This is a genomic window from Streptomyces sp. NBC_01474 (assembly GCF_035918215.1).
GTDB lineage: Bacteria > Actinomycetota > Actinomycetes > Streptomycetales > Streptomycetaceae > Streptomyces > Streptomyces aureus.
Map to the genome: position 1 here is coordinate 2,412,372 of NZ_CP109449.1, position 13,420 is coordinate 2,425,791.

A 13,420-nucleotide genomic window follows, 5' to 3' on the forward strand; every position below is an offset into this window, starting at 1 on the left:
GTGTTCGTTGAGGAGGAGTGAACGGCAGCGCAACAGCGCTGTCAACAGCATTGCGCCCTCTGGGCAACGGATCGCTACACTGGTCGCACCATGCCGAAGTCACCCGCCACCACGGCCCGGAGCAGCAAACGCGCAGGCAGTCAGCTCACGCCCGACGCGATCATCGACGCGAGCCTGCGCATCGCCGCCCGCGGAAGCAAGGACGCCTTCACCGTCCGGCGCCTGGGCGAAGAGCTCGGCGCGGACCCGACCGCGATCTACCGGCACTTCCGCGACAAGGACGAGCTGCTGCTGTCGGTCGCCGACCGCACGCTCGGCGAGGCGCTCGACGCCATCCCCGAGGGGCTCGACTGGAAGGGCCGCATCCGGGCACTGGCCGACGCCTCCCTCGCCGTGGCCCTCAAGTACCCGGTGGTGGGCTCGGCCATGGCGAGTCGGACCACGCGCCGGTCCAACGAGTTCCGGGTCGTCGAACTCATCCTCGGCGCCGTCCGGGAGGCCGGCCTGGAGGGCGCCGAGGCGGCAGTCCACTACCGAATGATCGGGGACACACTCCTCGCGTACGTGGGGCAGCAGGCCGCGTTCCTGCTGTTCGACGCGGACGCCCGCGCAGGCGACGACTCCGCGTGGAGCCGCGAGTACCGGCTGGTCGACCCGAAGCACTTCCCGAACATCACCCGCCTCAGCGGCGAACTCGCCGAGGTGGCGGACGACCAGATCTTCGACGCCACGGTCGACGCCCTGATCTCGGCCATCGAACTGCGCGCCAAGGCTATGGGTGCCGAATATTACGTCGGTGCAGTTCAGCCCTGCTATCGCGCCGACGACAGCGGTCGGTAATGATCACTGCTCATGCTCGTACGCCTGGCCTGCATTGCCGTCACTCACGCCTTCACCGCCCTGCGGCTGATCTGGGCCTGCCGAGAATGTCATCCACCCTGGTTGAGGGTGGTGCTGGCGGCCTGCGGCATCATGATCGGCTGTACTGCTGCGTCTGGCCTACCTCTCGATGACGAATGCTTTAGCCGCGCTCCGACTGCTGCCGATGAGCGCGACTGGGTAGCTCTCTCACCCCGTGTCCGCAGCGTGCTCGAGCGCCGCCACCACGCCTCACCCGCGAGCGCCGAACTCACTGATCGGAGCGTCGGGTTCGTGTCCGACCGTCCTGACGGATGCCCCCTGCACCCCGAGTGGGTCCTCAACCACTGCCACGATCTCACCGATCAGGCTGGGGTCCCCGCTGCACCCTCCACGACCTGCGACACCTCGCAGTCACCACCGCCATCAGCGAAGACGTCAGCCTGTGGGCCGTCTCCCAGACCGCGCGCCACTCCACCATCTCCACCACGGCGAACATCTCGCCCACCTCACCCGACGCACCGCCCACCAGGCCGTCGACGCCATCGCCGCCGCCCTCAACCGCGAGGAACAACACCACGACCACACCACGACCACCGCTCCGCGCGCAGCCTGACCACGCCGCAGCACCGTCCGGGCCCACGCCACGGTTACGGCCACCCCACGACCACCAAAGGAAAAGGCCGCTCCTGCCTTCCGGCAGAAACGGCCTCCGACCTACAAAAGCATGGTCGGGACGACAGGATTTGAACCTGCGACCCCTTGACCCCCAGCTACTGACAGAATCCCGCTGTCGCTCCCGACCGCACGCGCACGCCGAGGACCTCAATTCCCCTTCCTGACAACACAGTTGCCAACATCACCCAGCTCCCCTTGCGCAGGCTCACGACCACTGCGAGTCCTCAGCCACCCTTGCGTGTCGCTCGTGGCAGTCACGCTCTCGTAGGTGGCGCTGGCTTCTTCTCGACTCCCAGAACTCCGCCGCAGCGGGCCTAGCGCTCACCCCGGTGGTCATGGACCTGAGCGGCGGGGTCAGGGGCTGGTGCGATGGATACTGACGGCGTAGCCACCGACGCCGTAGGCGTCGGCGTCCCAGGTGGCGAAGCGGTCAACGAGGGCGAGTCCCGCCCCAGTGCAACTCGCGTCGTACTCCGGCAGCGTGATGCCGGGCGGCACGGGCAGGTGGGCGGCGTCCAGGCCGAAGCCCGCGACCAGCAGCCCGCCCGGACGCAAAGCCCCGGCCAGGCGCTTGACCACTGCGGCCTCGGTACCGGCGGCCAGCAGCGGGAAGACATTGCCGGCAGCGAGGACCAGGTCGAAGTCCGCCGCGATGCCGAGCAGGGCCGGATCGAACTCGGCGAGATCGGCCCGGAACCACGACAGCTCCGGTGCGTAAGTCCGCGCCACGTCCAGCATCGAGTCGTCGAGGTCAATCCCGACGCAGTCGTAACCCAGCTCCGCCAGCCGGATCGCGACCCGTCCGGTACCGCACCCGGCGTCAAGCACCCGCGCCCCGGCGGGCATCAGGGCCGCACAGAAGCGCGCCTCACCATGCACATCCTTGCCGTTACGGGCCAGCGCGACGAAGCGCGCGGCGTACTCGTGTCCGGATGTGCCACCGGTCAGTTCCTGCCAACGACTCATGAGATCGACTATAGGCCGACCCCCAGCTCCCGGTGCATTCGCTCCTCCTCGCGCTGCTGCGAGGTCGGGCCGGAGCGTTGCGTGGCGGGGTCGATGCCTGCTGCGTGGAGGATCTCCCAGACTTTGGAACTGCGATCGGGTAGCCGAGGCGGGCGAGTTCGCCCTGTATCCAGCCGTGGCCCCACCGTGCCGGTCGCGTTCATCGGCAGTGCGAAAGATCATCACGTGTGGCCGCTGGATCTGGTGTGCTCCGGGGACCGGCATTCTCGGTAGCGTGACCATCTGCTGCATGGAGTGTCCATGTGTCCGGCTGGTCCGTGCGACGGCTTCCGACGGAGAGTGATGAGGCTGCAATGAGTGAACTGACGAAGCCCGAGGTCGACGTTCCGGAGGGTGACGCTCCTACCGAGCTGACCATCCGGGACCTGGTCGTCGGGGACGGGGCTGAGGTGAAGCCGGGCATGGTGGTCAGGGTCCACTATGTAGGGGTGACCTTCGAGTCCGGGAAGGAGTTCGACGCCTCCTGGGACCAGGGCCAGCCGTTCAAGTTCGCCCTGGGCAGTGGCAAGGTCATCAAAGGCTGGGACCGCGGGGTGAGGGGGATGAAGGTCGGCGGTCGGCGCGAGATCATCGTTCCCCCGCGTCTCGGCTACGGCAATCAGTCGCCCTCGCCGTTGATCCCGGCGGGCTCGACCCTGGTCTTTGTGGTGGACCTGCTGGACTCGTATTCCAGCACAACCGGGTGGAGCAACGCCTGGTGACCCTGGCCGCTCCTCCCCTACGACGTGCTGCATCGTCCCCCGGAGTTGGCGCCGCCGTGCTCCTCGCTGCCGCTCGTGCTTCCGCCTCCGCAGCGTCCGAACGGTTCCGCTGCGACTCAGTGACCGCCGAAGGCCACAAGGCGACCGACTGCCTCAACGGTCTGCCCGGCGCCGCCGCCCGGACGTCTGAACTCGGCGGCCGCGCTCGGCAAACGGGGGAGGTCCCCGGCGGAATCCAGTTCGTCGTACTGCCGATCACAGCGCTGGTCCGAGAAGGCCCCGCTCAGCAGTAGCACATTGCGTAAGCCGATACGGACCAAGATCCGGACCAGCCGCCGCCGGAGAGCCGCACCATCTGCTGTTCCGCTGGTCAGCTTGGGTGCAACTGCTGCACCACCGGGAGACGAAGAATCTGCTGGCGGCCTGCAGAGCTGCGCCCTATCAAGGGATATGACCAGGTCAGAGACCATGCCGAGGGCATGGTGGTCGCCTGGTGGTCGCACTGGACGGAGGCTGGAAGTGTCGGCATATCGACCGGGCCGGCCATGAGTTGTCCGACAGCGCAGCCGTGTACGTGAGCACGGCCGACGCGACCGCGCCCGAAGCACCGACGAGTCTCACCGCGCAAGGCACGACCGCGGGGAACACCCTGCGGTGGACAGCTCCCCCGGGTGACTGGGACCACTTCGAGATCTCGTCGGATCCCGATACACGGCCGTATCCGGACGAGGGGGCCACCACCACGTCCTTTACGGCCCACACGGACCTGTCGGCCCCCACGGGCGTCTCCGTCTCGTACCGCGTCCGGGCCGTCGACGCCGCGGGGAACGCCTCCGCGTACACCGAAACCGTGACCGTGACCCGGCCCGAGCCGGTCGGCCCCACGCCCGCCTTGGTCGAAAGCCAGGTCATCGACGGCGCCGCCCACCTCTGGTGGGACGTCAACTCGGAAATGACGAACTACTACCACGTCTACCGCCGCAGCCCCGGCGAGCAGGCCTGGACCCTCGTCGGCACCCCCTACGCCCCCTCCGGCTCCTGGGTCGACCCCCAGCCCCTGTCCGGATACACGAACTACTACATCGTCAACGTCGACGACGCGGGCAGAGAGTCGGCACCCGCCAGAACCAGCGTTCAACCGTAGACATGACCGAAGCGGGGCTGACATAACGTCAGCCCCACACCTTGTGTGAACAGACCGCTGGCTACTTCGGGCCGGGCATGAGCTTCTCCGCCTGCTCATCCGACAGAAAGAGGACCGGGCAGGCCCTGGGCCGACCCTGAAGGATGTCTCTATTCCACGCGTGCGTTGACCTCAGCCTCACAGACTGCCCGACTCTCCGGAAGCTTAAGGGGCTATGATCACTCGCCCCAAAGCCGCTCCGCCGACCTTCTCTGTTGCGCGTCTGTGATCGGTCCACACCGCCACACGTGAGTAAGCCCGTCAGGAGGCGAGGATAGAGATGCCGTCTCCGAGCAGTTTCAGCCCGAGGACGAAGAACAGGACCGCCATCACGGCGACGTTGTGCTGAGCTGCCCAGTCTTTCCAGTTGCCCAGCGTGGTCTTCGCTCGCTCTCCCCCGAGCAGGAAGACTCCCAGTGGGGCCAGCAGGCCGAGAGTGGCGATCAGGACGAAGATGGCCAGCGATGCGATCTGCTGCCCGACCGGCAGCCCTGCTGAGCCGATGGAGGCGGCCGCGGCGATGGTCAGCGGGGCATTCTTGGCGTTGAGCGCGGCCAGGCCCAGTCCGAGTCCGAAGACCTTGACCGGCGTGAGGCGGTCGATCGCACCCATCCACTTCGGCAACTGAGCTTGTGAGGGATCCTTTGGGCGCCGGTGCCATTGCCGGGCGCCGAAGAGGACGAGGAGTACGCCCAGAGCGAGCTTGAGGGCTCCCACCCAGGTGGCCGGTTGATTGTGGGCGGAGGCACCTGCGGGGGAAGCGATTGCCAGCATGACCGCGCCCAGTGCCGAGAGTCCCAGGATCCAGCCGACGGTGAAGAGGGGTCCGTTGAGACGCCCCCGGGGCGTGGCGAGTATGAGGATGATTGCGATGATCGGGAGCGGGCTGATCGCGACAGCGGCCGCAAAACCCAACACGTCACCGAGAACTGCGCCCATGGTTGCCTCCAGGTGGGGATCAGGGTGGCGCAGAGGCTTGGCGCAAGCGGACGCCACGACGGCCTGGGCTGCGCACCGGGCTGCTGTGCGATCGGCTGCGCCGCTGTCTTCGGCTGCGCGGAAGTGGCTGCCCGAGAATGGCGACGACGACGTACTCGGCACGTCCCACCAGTTCCATCTTCCTGCGCATGGCCGGATCTGTCCTCGGGAGTTTCTCGGGACACGCGAGTACCCCGGCATTGGCCTGCCGCACCGGGCAGCTGGACCCCGCAGTGCCGGAGCTTCCCGGGAATCCGCCCCGGGCGACCACAACGCCCAGGGGCGCAGATGCGAGGCAGCACATTCGCAGTGAGGATTGATATGTGGGGGCGATGGCGCCTCATGTTCGAGCGCTTGGCGACCCTCGCACCGATCCGTGGCAGGAGAATCACACGATGACTGCGACGACAGGTGGAGCCCAGCCGGCTCAGCCCAAGCGCCCGGGCACGACGGATGGGGTGATCAGCGAGTTCACCATCTTCGCCGAGATCAAGCCGGGCCATGCAGATGCACTGCGTAAGGATCTCGCCACGCTCTCCGGAGGGAAGGATGACGAGAGGGCCCGTGCGGCACTGCACGAGATCGGCACCCTGCACGAAGGGCGGCACGTGATCTTCGACAACGACACCCGGTTCATGTTCTGCAGCTCCTTCGACGGCTCCTGGGACACCTACATCGATGATTTCGCCAAGACGGTAATGGGGGACCGTTTCGCAACGATCTTCGCGCACTGCGAAGGGTTCCCTGGCATCCACGATCCAGGGGCGAAGGACTGGTTCGTCGCCCACCAGGAGCCCGCGGAGCTCTTCATCACCTCCTCTCCCGATCTGACCATGCAGCAGATCTGGAAGGACCACCGAGTGGACGAGGCGTTCGAGGAGGTGCTGGACACGTCCGAGTTCCGGGCGATGCTGGACAACCCGGCCAACGCCGAGCTGGTAGGCACGCCGGCCTTCCAGAAGCTGCTGGAGGAAGCCTCGGCCTAGAACCCGGACACAACCAACCCTCAGAACCGACCCAAACGTCGTTGGACCGCTCCAACGGGTGCGCACCAGCTGTTGCAGCGCTGCCCGGGCAGAGACCGATGCGGAGGCACAAGCAATCATGAACACGGCGGACAGCAGCAGCGCAGCCGGTGTGGGCGTCGAGATCGACGACGTCCAAAGCGGGGCGCTGCGTCCACGGCCCGTGCCCTATGAGGGAAAGTTCATCTTCCTGCGCGTCGATGACCGCCATGCCGGCCGTGCCCTGCTGCGGCGGCTGCTCCCGGTGACCGCGGGTGGTCTACCCAGTGCGGACCGGATCCAGGAAGCCTGGGTGGCTGTGGCGCTCACCTACCAGGGACTGAGGGCCCTGGGGCTGCCCCAGGAGTCCCTGGACAGCTTTCCGCAGGCGTTTCGTGAGGGCATGGCCGCTCGGGCGGAGCTGATCGGTGACGTAGGCGAGAGCGCCCCGGCCCATTGGGAGACACCGTTCGGAACGGGCGAAGTTCATATCGCGTTGAGCGCCCTGTCCTCCGATGCGGCGGAGCTGGACAAGGAGCTCGAGCGGGCGCGCGTCGCCTACGAGGACACACTCGGTGTCCAGGTGATCTGGCAGCAGGATGTTCACCAGCTCCCGACCGGGCGAACCACCTTCGGCTTCCGCGACGGCATCAGCCATCCGAATATCGAGGGCGTCGGGCTGCCCGGCTCGAACCCGCAGGAAGTCCCCATCAAGGCGGGCGAGTTCATCCTCGGCTACCCCGACGAAACCGGCAATCTGCCGCCCATGCCCAGCCCTGATGTGCTGGGCCGCAACGGGACCTACGTGGCCGTTCGCAAGGTCCACACCAATGTGGCGGCCTGGCGCCGGTACCTGAGCGCGAACAGCTCCAGCGCCGAAGAGGAGGCGCTCCTGGCGGCGAAGATGGTCGGGCGCTGGCCCAGCGGGGCGCCGCTGACGCTGGCGCCGGAGCACGATGATCCGGAGCTGGCGGCCGATCCGCACCGTGTCAACAACTTCCTGTACCGGGAGAACGACGATCGCGGCTTCCGGTGCCCCGCCGGTGCGCACATCCGGCGCATCAACCCCCGCGACTCCACGATCATCGGCGACGCACGGATGCACCGCCTCATCCGCCGCGGCACCACCTACGGCCCACCGCTGCCCGAGGGCGTCCTGGAGGACGACGGCGCCGAACGAGGCCTCGTCGGAGCGTTCATCGGAGCCCACCTGGAACGGCAGTTCGAGTTCATCAAGGCCGAATGGGTCAACGACGGCAACTTCATCGGCTACCCCGGCGAGAAGGACCCGGTAGCCGGGCATCACGACGGAACCGGCAGCGCCACCATCCCCGAGAAGCCGGTCCGGCGCCGCCTGCGAAACCTGCCCAGCTTCGTGGTCATCCGCGGCGGTGAGTACTGCTTCCTGCCAGGTCTGCGCGCCCTGCGTTGGATCGCGGAGCTGGAGGACTGAGGGCAGTCCCTGCCCCCTGAGGCCTGACCACGGTCTTCGAGGAAAGGTCGAAGTCATGGCAGCACAGTTCGTCCCCTACACGCCTGACGTCGATATCTGTGAGCCGAACTTCGACGAGAACCTGCAGACGGTGATCGAAAAGACCGAGCGCTACATCGCCGAGTCGGTCACGGCCGGTGGCACCGGCCGGGCCCTCCGCGACGCCCATGCCAAGGGCTACGGGCTGGTCCGCGGGAAAGTGGAGATCCTGGACGGGCTTCCCCCCGAGTACGCCCAAGGCATCTACGCGACCCCGGGAACCCACGACGCACTCATCCGCTTCTCCAACGGCTCACCGCACGCCGGAGCCGACGCGCGACTGGGCGCCGCCACCGGACTCGCGCTGAAGATCTTCGACATCCCCGGCCCGACCCTGCTGGAAGACGAACCGGACACAGGCACATTCGACTACGCCAACATCAACGCACCGATCTTCTTCTGCAACACAATCGAGCACTACCTGTTCATCCAGGAACTGTTCCTCGACGCGCCAGACTACTTCTCCCAGGGCAAACCCGGCGCACATCGCTTCTTCACCGAGTTCGTGACCGGCAAGGGAACGCTGGACCAGGACAACTGGGCGTGGGACGAGTTCCTGGCCTTCCTGCGCCTGTCAAAGATCCCCCCGGCCAACGTCCTGCTGTCGAGCTACTGGACGATGGGCGCGGTCCGGCACGGGGACTACATCGCCAAGGTACGCATCACCCCCGATCCGTCCTTCGCCGCCGCGGTGGTCCGGCGCACCCTCGACCCGACCTCGGCGGCGGAGGTCTTCCGACCGGCCCTGGTGGCCGAACTGCAGGAGCGGCCCTACGCCTTCGACATCCAGGTCCAGCTCAGCACCGACCTGGAGCGGATGCCGGTGGAGGACACCACCGTGGAGTGGCCCGAGCAGCTCTCGCCGTCCGTCACCGTGGCCAGACTGCGGCTGCCGCAGCAGGACATCTCCGGCCCGGAAAACCTGGAGAAGATGGACTCACTGTCCTTCACGCCCTGGCGGGTCACCGCCGAACACGCACCCCTGGGCAACATCATGCGGGCCCGTAAGGAGGTCTACCGGCACTCCTCCATCGAGCGCCACAAGCTCAACCAACAGCCGCGCACGGAGCCCCGCAGCGCCGACGAGGTACTCGGCCCGACTCAGTGAAGCCGACGGCTGGGACGGCAAGCGCCCGCCCGGTCACAAGGCCTGCTGCATAGCAGCGGAGTACCGCAACCACCGCAACCGAAGCGGTTATCAACGGCCGCCGATGACTCCACGAGCAGCGTCTTGGACCGCAATGACCTCGCGGCCGATAGTTCCGGACGAGAGACTTGGGTTCAACTCCCCGACAGAGTTGCGGGCGTCAGTAGCCGGTGCCGCGCTTGACCTGGGCCCGCTCGATCTCATGGGTCGCGCCCTTGTGGTCCAAGGTGCTGCACGCGTCGTCGATGTCCTGGGTCAGACGATCGATCTGGTCACGGCTCAGGGTCTCCTTGACCAGCGCACGCAGGATCTTCACCCGCTCCGCGTTGGGCGGGAGCGTGTACGCCGGCACCATCCAGCCGCGCTCGGCGGAGAGTTGCCAGGCGACGTCGGACTCGTCGTAGGCGTGCTTGCCGGCAAGGCGGAAAGCGACCAGCGGCAGCTGCTCTAGGTCGCTCCCGATCACTTCGAAGCGGCCGCTGCTCCGCAGGTTGTCCGCCAGTGCGCGGGCGTTCTGCTGCATCGTCTCCATGACGTAGGTGTAGCCCTGCCGACCCAGTCGCACGAAGTTGTAGTACTGGGCGAGCACCATCGACGCGCCGGTAGAGAAGTTCAGCGTGAACGTCGCGTCGGTCTTGCCCAAGTAGTTCTCGTGGAATACGAGATCCTTGGGCAGGTCGGACTCCTCGCGAAAGACCAGCCAGCCAATGCCGGGGTACACCAGGCCGTACTTGTGTCCCGAGACGTTGATCGAACGGACCTGCTCCAGCCGGAAGTCCCACTTCGAGTCCGGGTAGAGGAAGGGCCACACGAACGCGCCACTGGCGCCGTCGACGTGGATCGGGATGTCGAGGTCCCGCTCCTTGCGGACGTCCCGCAGGAGCTTGTCGATCCCGACGACGTCGTCCTTGTGGCCGGTGAACGTGGTGCCGAGCACCGCCACAACGCCGATCGTGTTCTCGTCGAGGAGAGGCTCCACGTCCTCCGGGCCGATCGTGTACTTGCCCTCGGCAAGCGGCACGATCCGCGGCTCGACGTCGAAGTAGCGGCAGAACTTCTCCCACACGACGTGGACGTCCCCGCCGAAGACCAGGTTGGGCCGGTCGACCGACAGATTGGCCGCCTGACGGCGCTCCCGCCACTTCCATCTCAGCGACAGCGCCCCGAGCATGATCGCCTCGGACGAGCCCTGGGTCCGACAACCGGTTGTCTTGCCCGGCGCGTGGAAGAGGTCGGCGAGCATACGAACGCAACGCTGCTCGATCTCGGCGGAAATCGGGTACTCCGCATGGTCAATGAAATTGCGGTGGAGATTCTCGGCGATGATCCGCTGCGCCTCCGGCTCCATCCACGTGGTGACGAACGTGGCGAGATTACGCTGCGGGTCACCCTCCATGGCGAGGTCCTCATCCAGCAGCCTCATGGCGTCCGTCGCGGTCATGCCTTCCTCGGGGAAGGTCTCCGAGGGAGCGGGCACGGTCAGGAAACGGTTGCCGAACAGGGCCGCAGCGTCTCTCTTGGTCATGCGGAGGATTCAAACAGTTCCGGAACGTACCTCGGCGAAGAACACGCCGAGGAGGAACAGCGAGCCGTGACCTCCGCCATATCAGTCGATATTGTCGCAGCCCACGAATTCATGGTCACAATCATGGGTAAATTTCAGCAAATCGCCAATGTGCCGATTGCCTACTTACTGCGAAGGCGGCAATCGACGACCCTTGAATGCTCGTTCCAGTAGATCGCGCCGGGGTGCCGTCTGCTGGCTGATTGCGGGGTGCCCGGTCTCACGGGGAGGCGTCGGTGGCTGTATCGGATAGCCGGCTCTCGCCGGTCCGGACTGCTCCGAAGAAAAGTCGAAGTCCAAGACCTAGGACGAGGAGATCGAGCAGCATCTGGACGGTGACGATCAGGTGGGCGGCTTCGCTGGTGGCGGTGATGTCCCCGAAGCCGACCGTGGTGAAGGTCGACACCGTGAAGTAGAGGGTGTCGGTGCGAGTGAGGGTGTGGGAACTGAAGTTCGCCGGATTATCTTGGGCGAGGATGAAATACGCTGCGGCGAACAGCAGCAGGAATAGTGGTGTGGTGACCGAGAGCGCCTCGGCCGCCCGGATGGCGGGGTAGTCGGCGCGGGTGATCGAAATGACCTCCCAGGTCACGACTCCGGCAAGGATCAGCAGCGCGACTGACAATGACGCCGGGACCGGGACCGACAACTCCTCGAGTTGCTGCAGCGGGGCGAGGTAGTACAACGCGACCAAGCCCAGCGAGGTGGCCAGGATGCGCACGAATGCCAACAAGGCCAGCCGTCGCCGCTGTGCCGGGGGCAGGGAGCGGAGCGGTTTCGGGATAAACATCTAACGGCCTCCGGTTCACACGGTCGCATCCTCGGAGCGGTAAAAGCTCGACGAGGAAGGTGCCGTGGAGTGGATATTACGCGGCGTCTGTGAATGTGCCGTTGAGCTCGGCGGCGGTTCGCCTGATCGAGGTCCGGGGTTTGGCCAGGGATCGGCGGAAGTCTTGGAGGCAGCGGAGGCCGGCGGGGAGGCATGGGGAAGCCCGCGCGAGGACGGCCCAGACCAGGCTGATGCAGGTGGTCTCACTGGGGAAGCGGTCGATGACCTTGGCCCGACGGCGGGTCTAGCCGAGGGGCCGCTCGATGAAGTTGCTGCACGCAGCTGCGCCCGGAGGATGTCTGCCGTGTCGTCTATCGATGGCCTGTGCCGGACATGCACTGATCCCGTCGCTCGCCAGGTGGGTGCCCAAACGTACTTCCGCGGTCGGTGTAGCGGCTTGGTGAGTACCGCCGCGCCAGAGGTGACCAGAAGGGCCTCCTGCCGCCCTCCCGGCACAGGTCACCGCGAGTACGTGGCCAAGTGCCTGACCAGCCCGACCAGCGTGATCGCCCAGGCGGCGACGGCGATCCAGAGCAGTACCTGCCCCGGCGTCCGCAGCCAGCCCACGGCCGCGGCGTCGGCGACGGACAGGGTGGCGACGGCCGTCATGCCCATCGGGAAGACCGTCGCCCAGCGCCTCATGTCGTAGCGCGGACGCGGCCAGCGTGCCTCGGCGAAGACGAGGACGGCGTACCAGCACGCGGACAGCGCGAGTGTGACCAGAGTGAGCGCACGCAGCGCGTCTTGTGCAGCGGTGCCGCGCCAGGCGGGCACGGCCATCAACTTCGACCCGGCGAGCGCGGAGATCGCCAGCGTCCCGCCCGCCACCCATTGGTCGCCCGCGCCGGACCGTACCTGGCCGAGGTCGAAGCGGAGAAAGGCGATCGGGTAGAGCGCCAGCCCGAGCAGGAAGCAGCCCAGCGCCGGCCAGGCGAGCCACCCGGACGGCAGCGAGAGGGCCAGCGTTCCGCCCAGCACGGCCAGGCCCTGCGTCGCGACACACACCAGGAACACCGTGCCTGGCAAGCGCCGCCGCCAGTGCCGCACCACCGCCGTCAGCAGCACCGGCCAGACCAGTACTGCGACGACCAGCGCGGCGACGGCGACACCCGACCATCCCTGTAGTGCGAACCAGGTCCCGAGGATGGTCGTCGCGGCCACTGCGGTCAGCGCGGGCGGCGTGGCTGCCTTGATCTCCCACTGTTCCCGTTCGCGCAGTAGCTGCCGCGCGAAGTCGACGGCGAGGGCGAGCCATACGATGGCGGCGAGGACGAGCAGGATCCATGAGAGCGCCTCCTGCCCGACCAGGTGCAGCCCGATGGAGACAATCCCGGTCGCCATCACCGCTGTTCCTGCTCCCGGGGGCAGCTTCACCCACCAGCCGGCTAGCCCATCCTTGGCCGGGACACGATCACCCATGTCCCCACAGTCCGCGGCGGTGGGGGGAGCCGCAACCGCAACGCGGTGCCCGACGGGCAAGCGGGCGCCAGTCCAGCGCACGTCGCCACGACGGCCCACAACGGCGCAAGGTCGGGGTTGTCGCGCAGCCCGAGACACGTGCCACATCCGTGCCAGTTGGACCGGCCGGCAGCGGTCAACGCCGGGCACGACGGCTCGCCTCCCACCCCATCGACCAGTCACGTCATTGCTGGTCAGCGACCCAGGGCGGCTTCGCCACCCGCCGTGGGGGCAGGTAAATAGGCACGCCGGACACCCCGTAGCCCTTGATCAACACGGCGTCGCGGGGCGACAACGCAGGAGGCGAGATCAGCTACCTGCGGTTTTGCCCATACGTGTTGGTATTTACGCGTCAGAACCCCAGGAAGGGTCTGACGGCTCGTGATTCCCAAGCTGATGTCTCGGCAGAGCCGGACGGCCTTTCTCCGCCGTCGTTCGGATGCCCTACCGTTTCGACCATGAC

General features: G+C 66.9%; 12 protein-coding genes and 1 pseudogene. 7 read left to right on the forward strand and 6 right to left on the reverse strand.

What is annotated here, in order from left to right; all coding sequences use genetic code 11:
• The first annotated feature begins 90 nt into the window (after positions 1–90).
• Positions 91–840 (forward strand): TetR/AcrR family transcriptional regulator, encoded by a 750-nt coding sequence (locus OG758_RS11430; RefSeq protein ID WP_326709887.1) that lies wholly within the window; start codon positions 91–93, stop codon positions 838–840.
• A gap of 463 nt (positions 841–1,303) precedes the next feature.
• Positions 1,304–1,474: a hypothetical protein gene (locus tag OG758_RS11435; RefSeq protein WP_326709888.1), complete on the forward strand. Its 171-nt coding sequence runs from the start codon at positions 1,304–1,306 to the stop codon at positions 1,472–1,474.
• Between the two features lie 416 nt (positions 1,475–1,890).
• Here the strand turns inward: OG758_RS11435 and OG758_RS11440 are convergent, their stop codons facing one another.
• Positions 1,891–2,502 (reverse strand): class I SAM-dependent methyltransferase, encoded by a 612-nt coding sequence (locus tag OG758_RS11440; protein ID WP_326709889.1) that lies wholly within the window; start codon positions 2,500–2,502, stop codon positions 1,891–1,893.
• A gap of 62 nt (positions 2,503–2,564) precedes the next feature.
• Positions 2,565–2,689, reverse strand: a pseudogene (locus tag OG758_RS48980) (integrase core domain-containing protein); the annotation flags it as partial.
• Positions 2,690–2,855: 166 nt separating this feature from the next.
• On the opposite strand from OG758_RS48980, the gene OG758_RS11445 reads away from it, so the two are divergent.
• Both OG758_RS11445 and OG758_RS11450 read left to right on the forward strand, forming a co-directional pair.
• Positions 2,856–3,263: an FKBP-type peptidyl-prolyl cis-trans isomerase gene (locus OG758_RS11445; RefSeq protein ID WP_326709890.1), complete on the forward strand. Its 408-nt coding sequence runs from the start codon at positions 2,856–2,858 to the stop codon at positions 3,261–3,263.
• Positions 3,264–3,831: 568 nt separating this feature from the next.
• Positions 3,832–4,407, forward strand: coding sequence for a fibronectin type III domain-containing protein (locus tag OG758_RS11450; protein ID WP_326709891.1), 576 nt, complete (start codon positions 3,832–3,834; stop codon positions 4,405–4,407).
• A gap of 300 nt (positions 4,408–4,707) precedes the next feature.
• Here OG758_RS11450 and OG758_RS11455 read toward each other — a convergent pair whose 3' ends face one another.
• Complete coding sequence (locus OG758_RS11455) at positions 4,708–5,385, reverse strand: GAP family protein (protein ID WP_326709892.1); 678 nt, start codon at positions 5,383–5,385, stop codon at positions 4,708–4,710.
• Positions 5,386–5,756: 371 nt separating this feature from the next.
• On the opposite strand from OG758_RS11455, the gene OG758_RS11460 reads away from it, so the two are divergent.
• The 3 genes from OG758_RS11460 to OG758_RS11470 all read left to right on the forward strand — a co-directional run bounded on the left by OG758_RS11460 (position 5,757) and on the right by OG758_RS11470 (position 9,067).
• The gene (locus OG758_RS11460) at positions 5,757–6,410 is read left to right on the forward strand and encodes a hypothetical protein (RefSeq protein ID WP_326715872.1); all 654 of its coding nucleotides are present in this window, start codon (positions 5,757–5,759) and stop codon (positions 6,408–6,410) included.
• Positions 6,411–6,528: 118 nt separating this feature from the next.
• Entirely contained in the window at positions 6,529–7,881 is a 1,353-nt protein-coding gene (locus OG758_RS11465) for a Dyp-type peroxidase (RefSeq protein WP_326709893.1), read from the forward strand.
• A 55-nt stretch (positions 7,882–7,936) separates the two neighbouring features.
• Complete coding sequence (locus OG758_RS11470) at positions 7,937–9,067, forward strand: catalase family protein (protein ID WP_326709894.1); 1,131 nt, start codon at positions 7,937–7,939, stop codon at positions 9,065–9,067.
• Positions 9,068–9,266: 199 nt separating this feature from the next.
• On the opposite strand, the gene OG758_RS11475 is transcribed toward OG758_RS11470, so the two are convergent.
• The 3 genes from OG758_RS11475 to OG758_RS11485 all read right to left on the reverse strand — a co-directional run bounded on the left by OG758_RS11475 (position 9,267) and on the right by OG758_RS11485 (position 12,918).
• Complete coding sequence (locus tag OG758_RS11475; protein ID WP_326709895.1) at positions 9,267–10,631, reverse strand: glutamate decarboxylase; 1,365 nt, start codon at positions 10,629–10,631, stop codon at positions 9,267–9,269.
• A gap of 259 nt (positions 10,632–10,890) precedes the next feature.
• On the reverse strand, positions 10,891–11,460 hold the full coding sequence (locus OG758_RS11480; RefSeq protein WP_326709896.1) for a potassium channel family protein: 570 nt from the start codon (positions 11,458–11,460) through the stop codon (positions 10,891–10,893).
• A 498-nt stretch (positions 11,461–11,958) separates the two neighbouring features.
• Positions 11,959–12,918 (reverse strand): tellurite resistance/C4-dicarboxylate transporter family protein, encoded by a 960-nt coding sequence (locus OG758_RS11485; RefSeq protein ID WP_326709897.1) that lies wholly within the window; start codon positions 12,916–12,918, stop codon positions 11,959–11,961.
• Positions 12,919–13,420: the final 502 nt, after the last annotated feature.